General features: G+C 65.1%; 18 protein-coding genes. 13 read left to right on the top strand and 5 right to left on the bottom strand.

The features are described 5' to 3' along the window. Positions 1-3 precede the first annotated feature (3 nt). From NP3_RS22285 to NP3_RS22235, 11 genes are all read left to right on the top strand, one after another. Positions 4-1,311: an MlaD family protein gene (locus NP3_RS22285; RefSeq protein WP_063043543.1), complete on the top strand. Its 1,308-nt coding sequence runs from the start codon at positions 4-6 to the stop codon at positions 1,309-1,311. Further along, positions 1,308-2,345 carry an MCE family protein gene (locus NP3_RS22280; RefSeq protein WP_063043542.1) on the top strand — a complete coding sequence of 346 codons (1,038 nt, stop codon included), beginning with the start codon at positions 1,308-1,310 and terminating at the stop codon, positions 2,343-2,345. The genes NP3_RS22285 and NP3_RS22280 overlap by 4 nt, the downstream gene beginning before the upstream one ends. A gap of 7 nt (positions 2,346-2,352) precedes the next feature. Beyond that, positions 2,353-3,405, top strand: coding sequence for an MCE family protein (locus tag NP3_RS22275; RefSeq protein WP_063043541.1), 1,053 nt, complete (start codon positions 2,353-2,355; stop codon positions 3,403-3,405). Continuing rightward, entirely contained in the window at positions 3,402-4,517 is a 1,116-nt protein-coding gene (locus NP3_RS22270) for an MCE family protein (protein ID WP_157124462.1), read from the top strand. Before NP3_RS22275 ends, NP3_RS22270 begins: the two co-directional genes overlap by 4 nt. A gap of 16 nt (positions 4,518-4,533) precedes the next feature. After that, positions 4,534-5,655: an MlaD family protein gene (locus NP3_RS22265; protein WP_063824856.1), complete on the top strand. Its 1,122-nt coding sequence runs from the start codon at positions 4,534-4,536 to the stop codon at positions 5,653-5,655. Then, positions 5,652-6,914, top strand: a complete 1,263-nt coding sequence (locus NP3_RS22260) for an MlaD family protein (RefSeq protein ID WP_063043540.1) — start codon at positions 5,652-5,654, stop codon at positions 6,912-6,914. Before NP3_RS22265 ends, NP3_RS22260 begins: the two co-directional genes overlap by 4 nt. A 38-nt stretch (positions 6,915-6,952) precedes the next feature. After that, the gene (locus tag NP3_RS22255) at positions 6,953-7,669 is read left to right on the top strand and encodes an Rv1363c family protein (protein ID WP_063043539.1); all 717 of its coding nucleotides are present in this window, start codon (positions 6,953-6,955) and stop codon (positions 7,667-7,669) included. Between the two features lie 66 nt (positions 7,670-7,735). Beyond that, positions 7,736-8,938: a cytochrome P450 gene (locus NP3_RS22250; protein ID WP_063043538.1), complete on the top strand. Its 1,203-nt coding sequence runs from the start codon at positions 7,736-7,738 to the stop codon at positions 8,936-8,938. Between the two features lie 32 nt (positions 8,939-8,970). Next, positions 8,971-9,807 carry a mycofactocin-coupled SDR family oxidoreductase gene (locus NP3_RS22245; RefSeq protein WP_063043537.1) on the top strand — a complete coding sequence of 279 codons (837 nt, stop codon included), beginning with the start codon at positions 8,971-8,973 and terminating at the stop codon, positions 9,805-9,807. 14 nt (positions 9,808-9,821) lie between these two features. Continuing rightward, positions 9,822-10,823 carry an NAD-dependent epimerase/dehydratase family protein gene (locus tag NP3_RS22240; protein WP_063043572.1) on the top strand — a complete coding sequence of 334 codons (1,002 nt, stop codon included), beginning with the start codon at positions 9,822-9,824 and terminating at the stop codon, positions 10,821-10,823. Positions 10,824-10,851: 28 nt separating this feature from the next. Beyond that, the gene (locus NP3_RS22235; protein WP_063043536.1) at positions 10,852-11,856 is read left to right on the top strand and encodes a LacI family DNA-binding transcriptional regulator; all 1,005 of its coding nucleotides are present in this window, start codon (positions 10,852-10,854) and stop codon (positions 11,854-11,856) included. Between the two features lie 134 nt (positions 11,857-11,990). Here the strand turns inward: NP3_RS22235 and NP3_RS22230 are convergent, their stop codons facing one another. Further along, entirely contained in the window at positions 11,991-13,439 is a 1,449-nt protein-coding gene (locus NP3_RS22230; protein WP_063043535.1) for an aldehyde dehydrogenase family protein, read from the bottom strand. A 553-nt stretch (positions 13,440-13,992) separates the two neighbouring features. Here NP3_RS22230 and NP3_RS22225 point away from each other — a divergent pair. Then, positions 13,993-14,343 carry a histone-like nucleoid-structuring protein Lsr2 gene (locus tag NP3_RS22225; RefSeq protein WP_063043534.1) on the top strand — a complete coding sequence of 117 codons (351 nt, stop codon included), beginning with the start codon at positions 13,993-13,995 and terminating at the stop codon, positions 14,341-14,343. Positions 14,344-14,454: 111 nt separating this feature from the next. Here NP3_RS22225 and NP3_RS46930 read toward each other — a convergent pair whose 3' ends face one another. The 3 genes from NP3_RS46930 to NP3_RS22210 form a co-directional block, all read right to left on the bottom strand. Beyond that, a complete protein-coding gene (locus tag NP3_RS46930; RefSeq protein ID WP_245721059.1) occupies positions 14,455-14,778 on the bottom strand; it encodes a hypothetical protein in 324 nt (107 codons plus the stop codon). Positions 14,779-14,998: 220 nt separating this feature from the next. After that, positions 14,999-15,730 (bottom strand): SDR family NAD(P)-dependent oxidoreductase, encoded by a 732-nt coding sequence (locus tag NP3_RS22215; RefSeq protein ID WP_063043532.1) that lies wholly within the window; start codon positions 15,728-15,730, stop codon positions 14,999-15,001. 55 nt (positions 15,731-15,785) lie between these two features. Beyond that, positions 15,786-16,511 carry a DsbA family oxidoreductase gene (locus NP3_RS22210; protein ID WP_063043531.1) on the bottom strand — a complete coding sequence of 242 codons (726 nt, stop codon included), beginning with the start codon at positions 16,509-16,511 and terminating at the stop codon, positions 15,786-15,788. Between the two features lie 174 nt (positions 16,512-16,685). Between NP3_RS22210 and NP3_RS22205 the strand changes: the two genes are divergently transcribed. After that, positions 16,686-17,021, top strand: coding sequence for a winged helix-turn-helix transcriptional regulator (locus NP3_RS22205; RefSeq protein ID WP_245721063.1), 336 nt, complete (start codon positions 16,686-16,688; stop codon positions 17,019-17,021). A gap of 61 nt (positions 17,022-17,082) precedes the next feature. Here the strand turns inward: NP3_RS22205 and NP3_RS22200 are convergent, their stop codons facing one another. After that, the gene (locus tag NP3_RS22200; protein WP_063043529.1) at positions 17,083-17,991 is read right to left on the bottom strand and encodes a helix-turn-helix transcriptional regulator; all 909 of its coding nucleotides are present in this window, start codon (positions 17,989-17,991) and stop codon (positions 17,083-17,085) included. Between the last annotated feature and the right edge of the window lie 238 nt (positions 17,992-18,229).

Below are 18,229 nucleotides of genomic sequence, written 5' to 3'. Positions count from 1 at the left end.
CAGATGTCTATTGCGTTCGAATCCGACGGCAAGGTGCTGCCCGACTGGCAGCTGCTTCTGCGGGGGATCGCCTTGCTCCTCGTCCTCGCGGCCGCCGCAGTCCTGATGATCGCGAGATCGCAAGGGGTATTCCGGCAGACCGTTCGCGTCACAGCGGTGCTGGTCAATGTGGGCGACGGCCTACCGGCGAAATCGGATGTGAAGTATCAGGGCGTTCTGGTCGGTCAGGTCGACAGCGTGACGCCGTCGAGCGATGGCGGCCCGAACAACGTGCGGATCGATCTGAAACCCGAGTATGTGCAAGGGATTCCGGCAACCGTGACCGCACGTGTCGTGCCGAGCAACGTATTCGCGGTGCCGTCGATCCAGCTGGTCTACCAGGGCGGGGGTGCACCGCTTGCCGCGGGCGCGCGCATTCCTGAGGACCAGAGCCTGGATACGGTCCGGCTGCAGACATCCTTGACCGCGCTGAGCCGAATCGCCGCCGCCGCAGGGCGTTCGGAATCGGATCCGGCGCTCGGGGTCCTGGCTGTGGTCGAACGCGCCACCAGCGGCCGTGGCACCGAGGCCATTCGGGCCGGAGCCGAACTGACCCGGATCTCGGAGGCATTCAACGCGGCGATGGCTCCCGACGGGACCGCTTCGACACTCGGCGCGCTGTCGGATGCGCTTGCCGGACTTCGGAACTCGGCACCCGACCTGATGAGTGCCGTCCACGACGCGGTGGGTCCGATGCGCGCGGTGGCAGAGCGCAAAGACCAGCTGGCGACGTTGCTGACGGGTGGTCTGACCACCTCCGCAACGATCGGCACGGCATTGGAGAACAACACGGAGACGATCACCGACATGACCGCGAAGCTGTCCCCGGTGGTCGGCACACTCGGTGCGGGGAGTCGCAATTTCGTCCAGATGACCACTTCGCAGACCCGGCTGGCCCGGACGTTCCTCGGGCTGTGGGACACCGCGGATCAGAATGTCACGGCCAAGGTCATCCTCGAGCTGACGCCGCATCGGCAGTACACACGCGCCGATTGCCCGCGCTACGGAGATCTCGAGGGGCCGAGTTGCCGCACGGCCGCGATCGGTGGGCCCACCATCATCGGCCCGAATGCGGCTGCGCCGACGAGTTATTCGTCTCCGATCGGGGGAAATGTGGGTCCGATCGGTAGCTGGCAGGAGCAGCAGCAGATCGCGTCGATTCTCGGCGGCGAGCCCAACGCCGCAGCCGATATCCTGTTCGGCCCGCTGCTGCGGGGCAACGACGTGCAGCTCACCCCGGCACCGGATGTCCCGACGGGAGAGCCTCGATGAGCTATCGCAAACCCTTGCTGGGCCTGATCCTGTTCCTGGTGGTCTCGATCGCGCTGACCTGGACGATGTATGTGACGCTGTCACGCAACGTCAGTGGGCAGACCGATACGTACTCGGCGATCTTCACCGATGTATCGGGACTGCATGCGCGCGATGACGTGCGGATGGCCGGGGTGCGAGTCGGCCGAGTCAAAGCCGTCGATCTCGACGGCACCCGCGCGAAGGTGACGTTCGAGGTCCAGCGCGGCCAGGTATTGTACGGCAATACAGCAGCGTCGGTCATCTATCAGAATCTCATCGGGCAGCGCTACGTCGGGCTGTCGCTGCGTGAGTTCGGTGACCCGAAGGTCTTGGCGCCGGGCGGGCAGATCCCGGTCGAACACACCGAGCCGTCGTTCGATATCTCGAAGCTGCTCAACGGATTCGAGCCGCTGTTCAGCGTGCTCGATCCGCAACAAGTTGACAACATCAGTGCGGCGGTGGTGCGGACACTCCAGGGCGACGATGGTGCGATCACCACTTTGATCGCCGAAACCGCCTCGCTCGCACAGGCATTCGCGGGACCGGACCAGGTTCTGGGCCAGGTGATCGACAATCTCGGTGCGGTACTGAGTGACATGTCGAAGCAGAGCGGCAGTCTGAAGACGGTGCTGCAGCAGACGCGCAGCATCTTCGATGCGCTGGCACAGCAGCGTGATGTGCTGTTCGAGCAGGTCGATTCGATCTCCGGCGTGCTGGGCCGCGCCGCGGCAGTGGTGCAAGGTGCCAGTCCCTCGATCAATGCGTTCGTCGATCGGCAACCAGGATTCGCCCAGCACTTCATGGACAACAAGCAGAAGTTCGCCGAGCTGGGTTTCAATTTGCCGTTCCTGCTGAAGGGTATGGCCCGCGTTACCGACAACGGCGCCTATGTGGATGCCTACGCCTGCGATGTGCAGGTGAGCATGCTGCCCGGATTCGATCCGCTGCTCGCGGCGATTCTCGGTGCGAGCACCCCCGGCGGCAAGGCCGAGAACTCGGTGATCTGCAGGTGAGGCAGCGATGATACGACGACTGAAAACCGTGTGGCGGCGGATGCGCGGCCGCCCGCTCGAGGACCGCAGCAAACTGGGGATCGGCCTGGTCGCGGTCACCGTTGTCGCGGTGGTCGTCGGGGTGACGGTATTCGTGAATTCGCTGCACCTCGGTGAGCAGACCTACCGGGCCGATTTCGCGCAGGCCGCGGGTCTGGGCTCCGGCGATGCGGTGACGCTCGCCGGTATCCAGGTCGGCACCGTGACCGGGACACGGCTGGCCGGGGACCACGTGGTGGTGACCATGAAGCTGCGCCGCGGCCTGCCGCTGGGATCCGATACCGGGGCCGCCATCAAACTGACGACGCTGCTCGGGTCGCGCTATGTCGAACTCCGCCCCGCCGGGTCGGGGCACCTCAGGGGCGATTCGATCGCACTGTCTCGTACCGAGGTGCCCTATGACCTGCAAACCGCGCTACAGAACGCCACCACGACCTTCAGCGGCATCGATGCCGATCGGGTCGCGCAGACGATGAATGCCTTGACCGCGCAACTGCGCGGCACGCCTGCCTTGATGCCCGAAGTTCTCGGCAACATCAGGTCGCTGTCGTCGGTGATCGCCGATCGGCGCACCCAGATCGGCGCGCTGCTGAACAGCACTGATCAGGTGCTCACGCTGCTCCACGAGCAACAGGCCGAACTGGCGGCCATGGTAGGTCAAGGACGAAATGTGTTGGAGCAGATAATTTCTCGGCGGCAGGCCATCGAAGGATTGCTGAAGGCCGCCACCACGCTGGTCCAACAGTTGAAGCCCATCGCGGTCGACGACGGTCCCGAAATCCAGCAACTGATCACCGATCTGACCCAGATGACGGCAATGATCGCTGGCCACGACGACCTGCTGCGCAACATCCTGCAGATCCTGCCGGTGCCGTGGCGGTTGTTCGCGAACGCCTCGGGGTCCGGTCAGGAATTGGCGGCCAACGCGCCCGACGGCGCCTTCATCGATTCCTTCATGTGCGCACTGAGCGGATACGCGAAACAAGTGAACCAGCAACCGTACTTCCAGGACTGCAAATGAATAGCGTGATCGCAGGAGCGAAGCTGGCGGCCGTCGCGCTTTTCGGCGCCGTGGTCGCCGGATGTTCCAGTGGCCCGATCGGCGGACTGACCGATACCTCGATCACGATTACCGCGCAGTTCGCGAATGCGAACGGCTTGTACACCGGCAATGCCGTCTCGGTGCTCGGTATGCGGGTCGGGAAAGTTGTCGACATCCAGGCGCGTGCGACGCACGTCGACGTCACCATGGATATCGATAAGTGGGTCAAGATTCCGGCCGACGCCCAGGCGGTTGTCGTGTCGGATTCCGTCCTGACCGACCGGCATGTAGAACTCACTCCGGTATATCGCGACGGTCCGGCGCTGGCCGATCACACCGTCCTCACCGCCGATCGCACCAGGACCCCGGTGGAATTCGACAGCCTGCTGGCGATGGCCGACAAGCTGTCCACCTCGCTGAGTGGAGACGGCAAAGGCCAGGGACCGGTCGGTGGTCTGCTGGACGTGGGCTCGCAGATCGTGGCAGGCAACGGGAACAATCTGCGCGACGCGATGAGCGATCTGTCGCGCGCAATGCAGCTCGGCCCGGACAACGGGGCCGCGACCCGAGCCGCGGTCACCTCGGTCGTCCAGAATCTCGATGCCTTGACCGCGGCCGCCTCCCGCAACGATCAGGCATTGCGCGAATTCGGTTCCGGTGTGCGGACGCTCAGCGATATCCTCGCCGACCAGCACCTCGGAGCCGGTGACACCGGGGCGAAACTCGATCAGATCATTATCGCGATGACCGATCTGTTGCAGCGTAACCAAGGCAATCTGCGGGCGCTGGCTTCGAATTCGAACACGATCACCAAATCCATGGCCGACTACAACGATAACCTGGCCGAATTTCTCGACGTCTTTCCGCTGGTGACGGACAACGCGTACAACGCGATCGACCAGAATGTCGGCGCATTGCGCGCCACGATCGATTTGAACAAGTTCTTCCTCGACGGCCAGATGCTGAAGACGGTGTGCAACCTGCTGGGGCTGAAGGAGCTCGGCTGTGCGACCGGAACCGCGCGCGATATGGGTCCCGACTTCGGTATCGGCCAGATGCTCGCGGTCATGGCGGGCGCACCGCCGAAATAGCAGAGATGACTCGATTATGACGAAATTCGGTTCGCGACAACGCCTGCTCCGCATCACCGCGGTGCTGGCCGTATCGACGGCTGCCTGCTCGGCCACCGGGTGTTCGGTGACCCTGGATAAACTCCCGTTACCGGCGCCGGGTATCGGCGGCGACGGCTATTCGCTGACGGCCACCTTCGCCAACGCGCTCAACTTGCCTGCCAAAGCGAAGGTCCGGCGGGGCGGCGCCGACATCGGTGAGGTCGAGTCGATGCAGGCCGAAAACTACACGGCCGTGGTCGTGATGCGGATCGAATCGGGTGTGCGGTTGCCCGCGGGGACCACCGCCGAATTGCGTTCGGCCACCCCGATGGGTGACGTCTTCGTCGCACTCACTCCGCCCGCCGAGCCGGATCCCGCAGCTCCCGATCTGGGTGACGGCGCGCGCATTCCGCTGCAGTCGACCTCGGCCGCGGCCACCATCGAGGAAGTGCTCACCAGAGCCGCCCTGTTCGTCAACGGTGGCGCCATCGAGAACATCACCAGCCTGGCCAACAGCCTCGGCGCGGCCGTCGGCGGTCGCGGTGACCGGCTGGCCGAAATGATCGAGCAGACCAGACAATTGGTGAACAATCTCGCGGCCCGGTCCGACCGGATCCGCGCAATCCTCGCGGCGACCGGCGATCTGAGCGCGACGATCGCCACGCAGCGGGCCGACGTCAGCGACGTGCTCGGCGCGGCCGGACCGGCTCTGCAGGTCATCGGCGACAACACCCGCGGCATCATCGATCTGGTCGGGCAGGTGAACCGGATCACCCAGCAGATCGCCCGATACCCCTCGGTGAACGGCACGAACGACCGCAGCCTGATGGAATCGGTCAATTTGCTGGCCGACGGCATGAACACCGCGGCGAACAATCCCGACGCGAACCTCGACGCACTCATCGGCCTGATCCCGCTGATCATGAAGGTGACGAGTGCGTCGTCGGCGCACGTGAATGTCGATGTCGCCCGGCTCGCGATCGGTGCGCTGCCGGATCCGAATACTCCGGCCGATTCCGGCTCGAGAATGCCGGACGCGACCGATTGGGTGAATTTCATCGGGTCGCTGGAGTACACCCTCAACCGCTTGCGAGAAAAAGTCGAGCCGGGCCGATGAACACAGCCGTAATTCTGGAGCCACCCGCGCGAGCGCTGGTGTACACGGCGCGGCAGATGTCGCGCCACCGCCTGCTGACCTCATGCGTGGGCCTACTGCTCGTACTGGTCCTGGGGCTGGGGTACCTGCTGCTGGGCTCCCTGCAACTCGATCCGTTCCGGTCGCAGTACCGGGTGCGGGTCGAACTGACCCGATCCGGCGGCCTGTTGCCCGATCAGGACGTCACGCTGCGCGGTGTCCGGGTAGGACGCGTGCGGTCGGTGGACGTCGACGGCGAGAAGGTCGTCGCTGTTGCCGAAATCCGCACCGGCGTGCGGATCCCGCGTGCAGGCGAGGTTCGGGTCGCCTCGTTGTCGGCGGCTGGCGAACAATATCTGGACTTCCTGCCCTCCTCCGAGAACGGCCCGTATCTGTCCGACGGCGACATCGTCGGTCGAGAGCACACCTCCACACCGGTCACGCTGGCCACCATGCTCGCCAGCATGAGCGGCACGCTGGCGCAGCTGGATCCGGCCCAGATCGAGGCGATACTGCGCGAACTCGGCGCGAGTTCGGCAGCGCCCGAGAAACTGGCCGCCATCGTCGACGGCGGTATGTTCCTGCTTTCGACCCTGGATTCGGTTCTGCCGCAAACAGTTTCGCTCTTGCACAACAGTAAGGCGGTGCTCACCACGCTGGGCGACGTCGCTCCGGGGCTGCAGACGACCGCCGCCAACCTGTCACAGACGATGGCGGGCGTCGGATCGATGACCGGTGGTTATCAGACCCTGGTCGACAACACCCCCGGTGCGCTCACCGCGGTGGACAAGATCATCGCCGACAACTCGCCGACCATGGTGCAGCTCCTCGGCAACCTGACCACCACGTCACAGATGGCCTACCTGCACGTCCCCGCGCTACAGGAATTCTTCTTCCCGCAGCAGCGCACGGGTTCGACGCTCGATGCCATCGTATCGGCCCTGCACGACGGAGGTGTGTGGGCCATCGTGAATCCCTACCCGAAGTACTCGTGCGACTACGACCTGCCGCGCCTCCCAGGCACCATTCCGGATTCCCCGGAACCGTATCTGCACGCGCGGTGTACGAATCCCGACCCGACGCTGATGCCGCGCGGCGCGGCGAACGCGCCCCGGCCGCCCGGCGACAACACGGCGACCATTCCACCCGGCGTGGATCCGCAGCAGCGCGCGGACCCGACACCGACCGGTCCGTACTCCGTTCCGCAGACGTACGGCGGCCCATTCGTGCAAGGGGGATAGCGCACCGGGGGAATGACGATTGCGAACAGGAGACAAGGATGAACAAGAGCTCGGTGATGGTAGTGGACAAGGCCGGCGACTCGGTCTCGCCCGAGGGCGATGGTGCGGCGTCCGATCAGGCGTCGGCCACGAATCCCGATGTGAACCAAGATGATTCGGCGTCGCCGACCATCGGCGCGGAAGCATCCGACGCCGCTGTGCACGCCGACGCCGCGGTGGACGGGGCAGTTGCGGGCGCGGCCGAGCACACCGGGAAATCCGGCCGCTCATCGCGCCGGTGGCTGCCGCGACCACTGACCGGGATCCTGCTGCTGCTCGTCGTAGTGTCGGTCATACTCGCGGCGGTGTTCGGCTGGAAACTCGAGACCCGCAACGATCGCGAAGCCGCGGGCACGGAAGCACTGGCGGCCGCTCGGGATTATGCGACGGCCTTGACCAGCATCGACTCCTCGCATATCGACGCCGATTTCGCGACCGTCCTGAACGGGGCGACCGGGGAATTCAAGAATATGTACAGCAAGTCGGCCGATCAGCTGAAACCGATGTTGCTGCAGGCCAAGTCGGTCAGCAAGGGACACATCGTCGCCGCGAGTGTGCAGTCCGCTTCCGAGAACCACGCCGTGATCATGCTGTTCGTCGACGCCGAGATCACCAACGTGACCAACCCGACGCCACGCATCGACCGCAACCGCATCTTGATGACCATGGACCGTGTCGACGGTCGATGGCTGACCAGCAAAGTCGAGCTGCCGTAGGCGATCGGCCCAGCTACCCGATTACAAAGCCCGATATCGAAATTCGAGAAGGAGAGGTGAATCTCCGTGACCACCAGTGCGATCAGCGACATCTACTACGACCCCTACGATGTCCGGCTCAATGCCGACCCCTACCCGATGTTCAAGCGGCTCCGCGAAGAGCTGCCCATCTATTACAACGAGCAGCACGACTTCTATGCGATCAGCCGGTGGGCCGATGTGAATGCGGGACTACTCGACACGGGCACCTACAGTTCCGCACGCGGAGCCATCCTCGAACTGATCAAGGCCGGAATCGAGATGCCGCCCGGAATTCTGATCTTCGAGGATCCACCGGTCCACGATATTCACCGAAAGCTCTTGTCGCGCATGTTCACTCCGCGCAAGATCCGGGAACTCGAGGACAAGATTCGTCAATTCTCCGTCCGCAGCCTCGATCCGCTGGTCGGCACCGGTCGGCTGGACTTCATCGCCGATATCGGCGCACAGATGCCGATGCGCACGATCGGCATGCTGCTCGGCATTCCCGAGGCGGATCAGGAAGCGATCCGAGACTTCGCGAACGATCAAATGCGGACCGAGGAGGGGCAGCCGATGAAGGCCGCCTCCGAGGGGATGGCCACCGGCGACATCTTCGCCGCCTATATCGATTGGCGTACCGAGCACCCGTCCGACGACATCATGACCGAGCTGCTCAATGTGGAATTCGAGGACGAGACCGGAACCGTACGGCGACTTACCCGCGAGGAGTTGCTGATCTACGTCAATGTGGTGTCCGGCGCCGGTAACGAGACCACGACGCGGCTGATCGGTTGGGCGGGCAAGGTGCTCGCCGAACATCCCGACCAACGGCGTGCGCTGGTCGAGAATCCGCGGCTCATTCCGAACGCGGTGGAGGAACTGCTCAGGTTCGAACCACCCGCACCGCACGTCGCACGTTATGTGACCCGGGATGTCGAACTGCACGGCCGGACGGTTCCGGAGGGCAGCGTCATGATGATGCTCATCGGTGCGGCCAACCGCGACGCCCGTCAATTCCCACCGGACGGTGACGTTTTCGACATCCATCGCGACACCCGTCAACACCTGACCTTCAGCGTGGGCACGCACTACTGCATGGGGTCGGCCTTGGCACGGTTGGAAGGGCGGATCGCGCTGGAGGAGATCTTGGCGCGCTTCCCCGAGTGGGAGGTCGACACGGCCAATACCAAGCTGTCGCCCACCTCGACCGTCCGCGGCTGGGAAACGTTGCCCGCCTTTACTTCCTGATCAACGAATCAACACAACGAATAGAGGTAGTCATGACCGGACGAGTCGAAGGAAAGGTCGCATTCATTACCGGCGCGGCGCGCGGCCAGGGTCGCAGCCACGCCGTGCGGCTGGCGCAAGAAGGCGCCGACATCATCGCCGTCGACGTCTGCAAACAGCTGGACAACGTGCCGTTCCCGATGCCGACACCGGAAGATCTCGCGACCACCGCCGATCTCGTCAAGGCCGAAGGTCGGCGCATTGTCACTGCCGAGGTCGACGTGCGGGACTACGCGGCGCTGAAGGCGGCGGTGGACAGTGGCGTCGAGCAGTTGGGCCGACTGGACATCATCATCGCGAACGCGGGCATCGGCAACGAGGGCGGTCTGCTGGTCGATCTCGAGGAAAACCTCTGGGACGACATGATCGGCGTCAACCTCGGTGGCGTCTGGAAAACCGTGAAAGCTGGTGCGCCGCATATGATCGCGGCCGGTCGTGGCGGCTCGGTCATCCTCACCAGCTCGGTCGGCGGTCTCAAGGCCTACCCGCACGTCGGACACTACGTCGCGGCCAAGCACGGTGTGGTCGGTCTCATGCGAACCTTCGCCGTCGAGTTGGGGCAGCACTCGATCCGGGTCAATTCGGTGCATCCCACTCACGTCAGCACAGATATGTTGCTGAACGAGGGAACTTTCAAGCTGTTCCGTCCCGACCTGGAGAATCCGGGGCCGAAGGATCTCGAGCCGATCTGCCAAATGTTCCACACCCTGCCGGTGCCGTGGGTGGATCCGATCGACATCAGCAATGCGGTGCTCTACCTGGCATCGGACGAGTCCCGCTACGTGACCGGCGTACCTTTGCCGATCGACGCGGGCAGCATGCTGAAATAGGTATGTCGGCGGCCATGACACAGTCGAAGAAGCTGGTCATCGGGGCCAGCGGGTTCTTGGGAAGCCATGTGACCCGGCGGTTGGCGACCGACGGTGCGGACGTGCGGGTGATGCTGCGCCCCACCAGTTCGACGCTGGGTATCGACGATCTCGACGTCGAACGCGTTTACGGTGACGTCTTCGACGACGCCGCACTGCGTTCGGCGATGAACGGATGTGACGTCGTCTACTACTGTGTCGTGGACGCGCGGATGTGGTTGCGCGATCCGGCGCCACTGTTCCGCACCAACGTCGAGGGTTTGCGGCATGTGCTGGACGCCGCTGTCGCGGCCGGACCGGACAAATTCGTCTTCACCAGTACCGCCGGAACGCTGGCCATCAGCAACGAGCGCCCGGTCACCGAGGACGACCCGCACAATTGGGACGACGGCGGTCCGTACATCGCGGCCAGAGTCGCGGCCGAGGATCTCGTGATGCGTTACGTCAGGGAAAAGTCCCTCCCGGCAGTCGCCATGTGCATCTCCACGACCTATGGCCCCGGCGACTGGGCGCCGACGCCGCACGGTTCGGTGATCGCCCGGGTCGCTGCCGGGCGATTCCCCTGCTACTTCGACTTCTCCTCGGAGGTGGTCGGGGTCGAGGACGCCGCGCGTGCGATGGTCCTCGCGGGCACCCGCGGCCGCCCCGGCGAGCGGTACATCATTTCCGACCGCTACATGAGCAGCCGCGAGGTCCACGAGATCGCCGCTGATGCTGTGGGAGTCCGCGCACCGCGCATCGGCTTGCCCCTTCGAATGCTCTACCTCGCTGCCCGCGGCAATGACCTCACCGCCCGTTGGGTGAACCGCGACCTCCCATTCGCCGCGGTCGGTGTGCGTATGGCCGAGTTGATGTCGCCGCTCGACCACGGCAAGGCCGAACGCGAACTCGGCTGGAAGCCCGAACCGGTGCAGGATTCGATCCGTCGCGCCGCGGAGTTCTTCGAGCACCGCAGACGGGGATGGCGACCGGGATGAGCGAGGCGCGGCGTGCCATCATGAGGCCATGGCCGCTCGTGAGAATGACGCATCGAGCGTCGAGGACAGGGTCGCGCGGCCGACGAACGCCGATGTGGCGCGGCTGGCGAATGTTTCGACCGCGACGGTCAGCTATGTCCTGAACAATGCCGAGGGCAAGCGGATTTCGGCGCGAACCCGGGAAGCGGTGTACGCCGCTGCCGAACAGTTGGGGTATCGGCCGAATGTCGCCGCGCGGAATCTGGCACGCGGCAAGGGGGGCGTGGTGCTGTACGTGGTGCCTCGGGTAGCGGTCGGTGACATGCCGATCGAGGCCGGTAACCGGATGACCACCGAACTCGCCCGCCACGGGTTGTTGCAGGTGCAGATCTTCCAGACCGAAGACGATCAGCAGGTCGTCGATGCCATCGGCAATCTCGATCCGACCGCGGTCGTCAGCATGTTTCCGCTGAGCGCTCGCGTACGCACCGCGGTGCGCGCGGCGAAGGTGCCGCATATCGAGATCGGACTGCTGCCCGCGCTCGGGGACCCGCTGTTGTCGGTCGGCACGTTGCGGGTCGGTCATCTGGCCGCGCGTGGGCACCGCAAGATCGCCTTCGCCTATACCGGAATCGCGAAATGGCGTGCCCTGGGCGACTATTGGTTCGAGGGCGTCGACCGAGCGGCACGCCTGCGGGATCTGCCGTCCATCAGCGTCGGCGAGGTCACCCCGGACAATGTCGCTGCTGTGGTGGCCGGGTGGGTGCGCGACGGGGTGACCGCTGTTTGTGCGCAGAGCGACGAGATCGCGGGCCTGGTGCTGTTCGGCATCCACGAAGCCGGACTCCGCTGCCCCGACGACCTCGCCGTCATCGGCGTCGACGCAAACCCCATGGGAGCGTTCAGTTCACCGCCTTTGACCACCGTGGAGTTCGATCCCACCGCGGTCGCCAACGCCGCGATCGCGGCAGTCCTCACCGAACTGGGGTATCCGGTGCCATCGGCTCCCGAGCCCACGGACATCGCCCGGCTCGTCGTGCGCGCCTCGACTTAGACCGCGCTCCGAATATCGCCTATCGGAAATTCTCGTGGCGGGGCCGCCTCGGTGAAGCCGGTGAAGTCACCTCTACCGGCTTCATCCCCAGTGCGCGGGAACACCGTTGCCGCCGACAATCCCGGTCGACCCGCTCAGTGGCTGATGTAGACCGACTTGATGTTGAAGTAGGACTCGATGCCCTTCTTGCCGCGCTCGCCGCCCCAACCCGACTGTTTGTGGCCGCAGATCGGCATCGAGGGGTCCGCCGCGAGCGCGGTGTTCACCCAGATCTGGCCGGCGCGGAGCTCGTTCACGACGCGGTGTGCGCGGCCGAGGTTTTCGGTCCAGATGGAGCCCGCGAGCCCGTAGTCGGTGTCGTTCGCGGCCGCGATCACCTCGTCCTCGTCGTCGAACGGGATTACCGAGCCGACCGGCCCGAAGATTTCCTCGCGGATGAGCCGCATGTCGGGGGTGGTGCCGGTGACGATCGTCGCCTCGTAGAAGTAGCCGCGGCGGTCCATTACCTTGCCGCCGGTTACCACCTGCGCGCCACCGGCCACGCCGTCGTTCACGATGCCTTCCACGCGTTGGCGCTGCTTCTCACTGATCAGCGGCCCGAGGACCGAGTTGGGATCATCGCTTCCGCCCATCGGAAGCATCTTGGCGAAGGCGGCGAGTCCGTCGACGACCTGTTCGTAGATGCCGCGCTGAACGTAGATGCGCGAGGTGCAGGAGCAGTTCTGGCCCGACCCGGCCAGCAGGCCCATGCCGGCCCCCATGATCGCTTTGTCCAGATTGGCGTCGTCGAACATGATCAGCGGTGATTTGCCGCCGAGTTCGAGGGTCAGGCGCTTGAGGTTGCCTGCGGCCGCCTTGACGATCAGCCGTCCGACCTCCGTCGACCCGGTGAACGCGATCTTGTCGACGTCCGGGTGCGCGGTGAGCGCCGCACCCGCGGTCTCACCGTAGCCGGTGATGACATTGAGGACGCCGTCTGGCAGGCCCGCCTCGCGGAAGATCTCCTCCAGTTTCAGCGCGGTGAGTGGCGTCTCCTCGGCGGGTTTGAGGACAGCGCTGCAGCCTGCCGCGAGGGCGGGCGCGACCTTGAGCATGGCGACGAAGAACGGGCCGTTCCAGGGGATGATGAGGCCGACGACGCCGACCGGCTCGAGCTGAGTGAAGGTGTGGTAGTTCTCGAAGTGTCCGAGTAGTCCGTCGGATACGAGGTTGCTCGACTCGCCGTGGATCTTGCCGACCCAGCCGGCGTAGTACACCAGCATCTCGAGTGACACCTTGATGATCTGCCGCGCGGCCATCGCGTTCATGCCGTTGTCACGGGCCTCGATCTCGGCGAGTTCGTCGGTCCGAGCCCTGATGATATCCGCGGCGCGGAAGAGCACCTCCGCGCGGTGCGCGGCGGGCAGCTTGCGCCAGACACCCGACTCGAATGTTTCGCGTGCCCGGGCCACCGCAGCGTCAACGGTCGCCTGGTCGGAATCGACGACCTCCGCGATCAGCTCCTCGGTGGACGGGTCGAAGACCGGAATGATCCCCGAGCTAGGGCTTTCGACCGCAGGATCGATGTCGATGGTGTTGCTCAATGTCCCTCATCCTTTCGCCGAGCCGCTCCGACACGGAGAAGCGCGATGCCTTCAGTTATCGAGAACCCTGCGCTGTGCAGCACAGGAAAGATCTGGCCGCCTGCCGCCCGCAGGACTTGGGGCAGCGCCGACAGTTGGTTCGAGGCTGGCCCTGCGTCCCGAGGCGAAGGATCCATGGTCGTTGCGGCTGAGCTTAAGCGCTTAACTAGAACAGGTCCAGTGCCTATTGATCGCGGTTGCGCGGCTGGCACCGGCGCAGCCGGAGTATCTCGGCGAGGTGTGGGCTGCATCGCGGCGGTATCGAGTTCGGTGTTGGTCGGTCATCTCGGTGACCGGACTCGCGGCAGGTGATCGCGGGCGCGCTCGTTGATGCGGGAACTCCGCGTCGTAGTGGTTCTGGCGACATAATAAGTGGCTCGCATTTATCGAGCGATTCCGATGATCGTCGCCTGCTCCGCCGTATTCGTGTACAGACATATCGCGCGGCAATGTTGGATCGAGTGGGCAGATACCATCAGTTTGTCGAAGAAATGCTCACACATGGAGGGCTGGCATGGCGAAGAAAGTGACCGTTACCATGGTCGATGATTTGGATGGCACGTCGAAAGCCGATGAGACCGTTGAGTTCTCCCTCGACGGGGTTACCTATCAGATCGATCTTTCGAAAAAGAATGCCGGAAAGCTCCGTGAGGTACTGGAGCCTTGGACGGGGAACGCGCGCAAGCTCGGGCGGTTGAAGTCCAGGTCCAAGACCGGAGGCATCGGTAAGGACATTCGGTCGACGGTGGACCGGGAACAGTCGCTCGCTATCCGAGAATGGGCCCGCAAGAATGGGCACCAGGTATCGGCGCGCGGCCGGATCTCCGCTGACATCGTCGCCGCTTACAACGCTGCCAGGAAGTAATTCGGCCGCCACGACGAGCTATTTCGCCGACCGCTCGGTATCCCTCGTGTTCGAGTGCAGCGGGGAATGGGAGATTCATTCCTTGCTGAGCGCCGATTTCATCGGTTGGTGTCAGTGGTGATGTTCGAAAAGACCCGCCTGGATACGGGTGCGCACCCCTCGGCCCATGGCTCGTCGACGCCGACGGTGGCCGCGTTGTCGGGCGGCATGCCGAAGGGGCGAGGAGCGACTTTCACCGTCACCGGGTCGAGGCCCGTCGTATCGGCAACCGTCCCACATGTGTGCGAGCCGCGCCCGCACCAGATCACGAACTTCGCTGTCACCGCAGGCGGCAAACCCTTGCAGCTGTAACAACAGGGTGGTGCGGTCCGCCAGCAACTCGTAGTACTGCGCCCCCATCAGCGCCAGCGCGTCCAGGCCCCGGGTAGCGGCCACGGCCGCAGTCGAACTCGAAGCCAGCCGACGAGACCGTACCGCCAACTCAGTCGCGCCTTTCATCTCGTGGGGCGCAAAGGAACGAGCTGACCGGCCATCGGAAGGCAACCCCGAGGTGCGGTCGGTGCGGCAATCCGATACGGGCACTTCGTGATTCAGATGCCCCGGCCACGCTGGAACCTACGCCCCGGGATCTCGGCCGAGTCGATACCGTGCCGGGTTACCCCGCGATGGTTTGCGGGGCAAGGGATTCGGGATAGATCTGCTCGACGCGGTCGCGTTTGGTGTACATGTCCCAGTAGTACTCGGCGAGGTCGTCGGGGTCGACAACGGGGAAGGCCGCAAGCGAGTCCGAATCGGCCTCCGCCGCGGCGGCCGCCTCACTGCGGGCGATCATCGCACCGATGGAGAGGGTGCCCGCATAGATGCCGGTGTCGGCGAGCTCACCGTTGAGGGAGTACAGGTAGTTGCGGGCGGCGGACATCACCGGGCCGACACCGCTGAGGTGGGGCATCGGCTGCGCCGCCGAATAGCCGTGGGTCAGCAGGAACGCGCCGTCGCCGCGCTCGGTCCATTCCGGCAGCACGGCACGGACCACCTCCACCGGGGTGAGCAGCAGCAGCGGGATCAGTCCCTGCAGGGTGATCGCATCGAGCTGGGCGGCCGGGGTGAAGCCCTGCTCACCGCCGATCGGCCCGTATTCGACGACGTCGATGCGGCCGAAGCGCGCGCGGATGGCCGCGACCAGTGCGGGCACTTCGGCGGGCTCGGACAGATCGGCGGAGAAGGCGGCCGCCTCGATGCCCTTACCGGCGAGCTGCTCGACCAGCGCGTCCAGGCGGTCCTTGCGGCGCGCCACGAGAGCGACGCGGAAGCCTTCGCGCCCGAAGCGGTGGGCGACGGACACGCCGAGGCCGGTACCGGCTCCGAAGATGGCAATCACTTTGGACATACAGCTACTCCTTTGAATGGGCCAGGCGCATGTTTGGGCCGGGCGCGGTGAGTGGTCAGGCGTTGTTGGGCTGACCGGCGGGGGCTGCGCAGCTGCCCGGGCCGCAAATCGCTGCGTCGCCGCCGGTCTCCGAAATGGACGGCTGGGTTTCGTTCCAGAGCTTGTGCAGTACGTCGAGCAGGGTTGCCGTGTCCTGGGCTCCGGACAGGGCATACCGGCCGTCGAGAACGATGAACGGCGCGCCGGTGGCTCCCAGTCGCCGAGCGTCGCGTGCCTCGTCGTGCACCTGCTGCTGGAACCGGCGTTCGCTGAGCGCACGCCGGGTCTGCGCACGCTCCAGACCGAGCTTCTCGGCGAGTTCGAGCAGGACATCGAGGCCGAAGATCGGCCGGGCCGCACCGAAATACGCCTGGAAGATCGCATCCCACGCGGCGCGGTTCTTGCCTTCGTCCGAGGCGTAGGCGAGGAATTCGTGGGCCAGCTGCGTGTTGCCGACTTGGTTGTTCAGCACGATGTAAGGGCTCAGCCCCTCCTGGTCGGCGATCGCCTCGATCCGGCGCGTCATCGTCTCCAGTTGCTCGCCGGTCATGCCGTGCTTGTGCCGCAGGGCTTCGCGCACGCCGATGGTGCGGTCGGTTGGGAACCCGTCGCTCAGCGGGAACGAACGGTGGATCACCTCCACCTCGTCGCCGTGCTCGAACTGCTCGACCGCCCGATTCAGGCGATGGTTGCCCAGACCGCACCAAGGGCAGGTGACCTCGGCCCAGATCTCTATCCTCATGACGCGCCTCCAATTCCTACTGTTTGTGCGTAGCGCCATAATGGGCCAGTATTGAAGGTCGTGCAAAAGGCACATCGATGTCTGTGCCGGAGAGGAATGTGCGCCATGGAGGTCACCGCCCGATCGAGCGTTGCCGCAGGCCGCGGGCCGTGCGCTGGAATTCCCACCGGGCAGATGGAGTTCATCCGGCAGGTACTGGACCGTGTCGGGGACAAGTGGAGCATGCTCGTGATCGCCGTCCTGGACGCCGGGCCCCGGCGCTACACCGACCTCCAGCACGACGTTCCCGGCATATCCCAGCGCATGCTCACCCTCACATTGCGCCAGCTGCAGCAGGACGGACTCGTGACCAGAACCGCCTATGCCGAGGTGCCGCCGCGCGTGGAATACGCGCTCACGCCACTGAGCCGCAGCCTGCTCGAGATCGTCACGTCCCTGATCACCTGGGCCTCCGACCATCACGACGAGATCCGGGACAACCGGGCCCGCGCCACCGCAGCGGCGTCCTGAGAGCCAGGGCGGGCGTGCGCTGCCGGTCCGCTACGACGTCACACTCTTCGTGGCCGGGGTATCAGGGGTTGCGCAGCGTTTGATCGGGGGCAGGGCTGCCGAAGTGGGTGGTGGCCCAGGTGGCGAGCAGGGTCATGGCGTCGGCCGAGGGGCTGGCCGGTTCTGGACTATAGATGGTCAAGACCAGACCGGGATCGGCTGGCAGCGGCATCGTTTCGTAGCCGACCTCGATATCGCCCACCACGGGATGGTGGAAGCGCTTGGTGCCGGTGTAGTGCAGGCGCACATTGTGTTTGGCCCAGCGCACCCGGAATTCTTCGCTGCGCGTGGACAATTCGCCGACCAGGTCGGAGATGCCGCGATCGTAGGGGTCGCGGCCGGCGTCGGTGCGCAGCAGGTTGACCGAGCTGTCGGCCATCTGGTCCCAGTCGGGGTAGAACTCGCGTGCTCGCGGGTCGAGGAAGCAGAATCGGACGAAGTTGACCGGGTGGCTGCGATCGGGATGCAGTTGGTCGGGGTAGAGCGGGCTGTAGAAGGCGTAGGCCAACTGGTTGCCGCACACGAGGTCGTGGCGGGGGTTGCGCACGAATGCGGGCACGGTCATCGCATCGCACAGCCGCTGAATCATCGGCCGGACGGTTTTCGTGCGCCGCGGCCGGGACCGCTGTGGGCCGGTGGTGACGGCGCGGTGCAGGTCGAACAGGTGGGAGCGTTCGGCCTCGTCGAGTCGCAGGGCACGGGCGATCGCGTCGAGCACGGATTCGGAGACACCGCGGACCTTGCCGCGTTCGATCTGGGTGTAGTAGTCGACCGAGAGTCCGGCCAGCGTGGCGACCTCTTGACGCCGTAGCCCGGGCACCCGGCGCTTGGCGGCGTCGTAGACCGGTAATCCGACCCGTTCGGGGGTGATCCGGGCCCGCCGCGACGCAAGAAACTCACCGATCTCAGCCGCGCGGTGCTCGCTGTCCATACCGGCGAGATTACGACCCTGCGGGCCACGGCCACCAGGTTCTGCGAGAGGGGTGCTGCCAGCACCCCTATGACCGTCGCCTCCCCGTGGCGTCGTTTGCCGGGTTGCATGGTCCTCGGTCACCGAGGCTCCACCGTGTCAGGGCCTCGCTTGTGGCCGGAAACTTTTCGGCGCAGACCGCAAGGAGCATCAAATATGAGAACGAAATCCGAGATCGTAGGAGGGACGGCCTTCGCGG

Origin of the sequence: Nocardia pseudovaccinii NBRC 100343, assembly GCF_001613225.1 — a bacterium.
Lineage (GTDB): Bacteria > Actinomycetota > Actinomycetes > Mycobacteriales > Mycobacteriaceae > Nocardia > Nocardia pseudovaccinii.
This window is presented reverse-complemented; position numbering and strand designations above follow the sequence as displayed.

Bases quoted from the DNA above. Each gene is read 5' to 3' on its own strand.
- NP3_RS22285 (WP_063043543.1), top strand. From the start codon at position 4: ATGTCTATTGCGTTCGAATCCGACGGCAAGGTGCTGCCCGACTGGCAG.
- NP3_RS22265 (WP_063824856.1), top strand. From the start codon at position 4,534: ATGACGAAATTCGGTTCGCGACAACGCCTGCTCCGCATCACCGCGGTG.
- NP3_RS22200 (WP_063043529.1), bottom strand. From the start codon at position 17,991: ATGGACAGCGAGCACCGCGCGGCTGAGATCGGTGAGTTTCTTGCGTCG.
- NP3_RS22255 (WP_063043539.1), top strand. From the start codon at position 6,953: ATGAACAAGAGCTCGGTGATGGTAGTGGACAAGGCCGGCGACTCGGTC.
- NP3_RS22275 (WP_063043541.1), top strand. From the start codon at position 2,353: ATGATACGACGACTGAAAACCGTGTGGCGGCGGATGCGCGGCCGCCCG.
- NP3_RS22225 (WP_063043534.1), top strand. From the start codon at position 13,993: ATGGCGAAGAAAGTGACCGTTACCATGGTCGATGATTTGGATGGCACG.
- NP3_RS22205 (WP_245721063.1), top strand. From the start codon at position 16,686: ATGGAGTTCATCCGGCAGGTACTGGACCGTGTCGGGGACAAGTGGAGC.
- NP3_RS22260 (WP_063043540.1), top strand. From the start codon at position 5,652: ATGAACACAGCCGTAATTCTGGAGCCACCCGCGCGAGCGCTGGTGTAC.
- NP3_RS22270 (WP_157124462.1), top strand. From the start codon at position 3,402: ATGAATAGCGTGATCGCAGGAGCGAAGCTGGCGGCCGTCGCGCTTTTC.
- NP3_RS22240 (WP_063043572.1), top strand. From the start codon at position 9,822: ATGACACAGTCGAAGAAGCTGGTCATCGGGGCCAGCGGGTTCTTGGGA.
- NP3_RS22280 (WP_063043542.1), top strand. From the start codon at position 1,308: ATGAGCTATCGCAAACCCTTGCTGGGCCTGATCCTGTTCCTGGTGGTC.
- NP3_RS22210 (WP_063043531.1), bottom strand. From the start codon at position 16,511: ATGAGGATAGAGATCTGGGCCGAGGTCACCTGCCCTTGGTGCGGTCTG.
- NP3_RS22235 (WP_063043536.1), top strand. From the start codon at position 10,852: ATGGCCGCTCGTGAGAATGACGCATCGAGCGTCGAGGACAGGGTCGCG.
- NP3_RS22245 (WP_063043537.1), top strand. From the start codon at position 8,971: ATGACCGGACGAGTCGAAGGAAAGGTCGCATTCATTACCGGCGCGGCG.
- NP3_RS22215 (WP_063043532.1), bottom strand. From the start codon at position 15,730: ATGTCCAAAGTGATTGCCATCTTCGGAGCCGGTACCGGCCTCGGCGTG.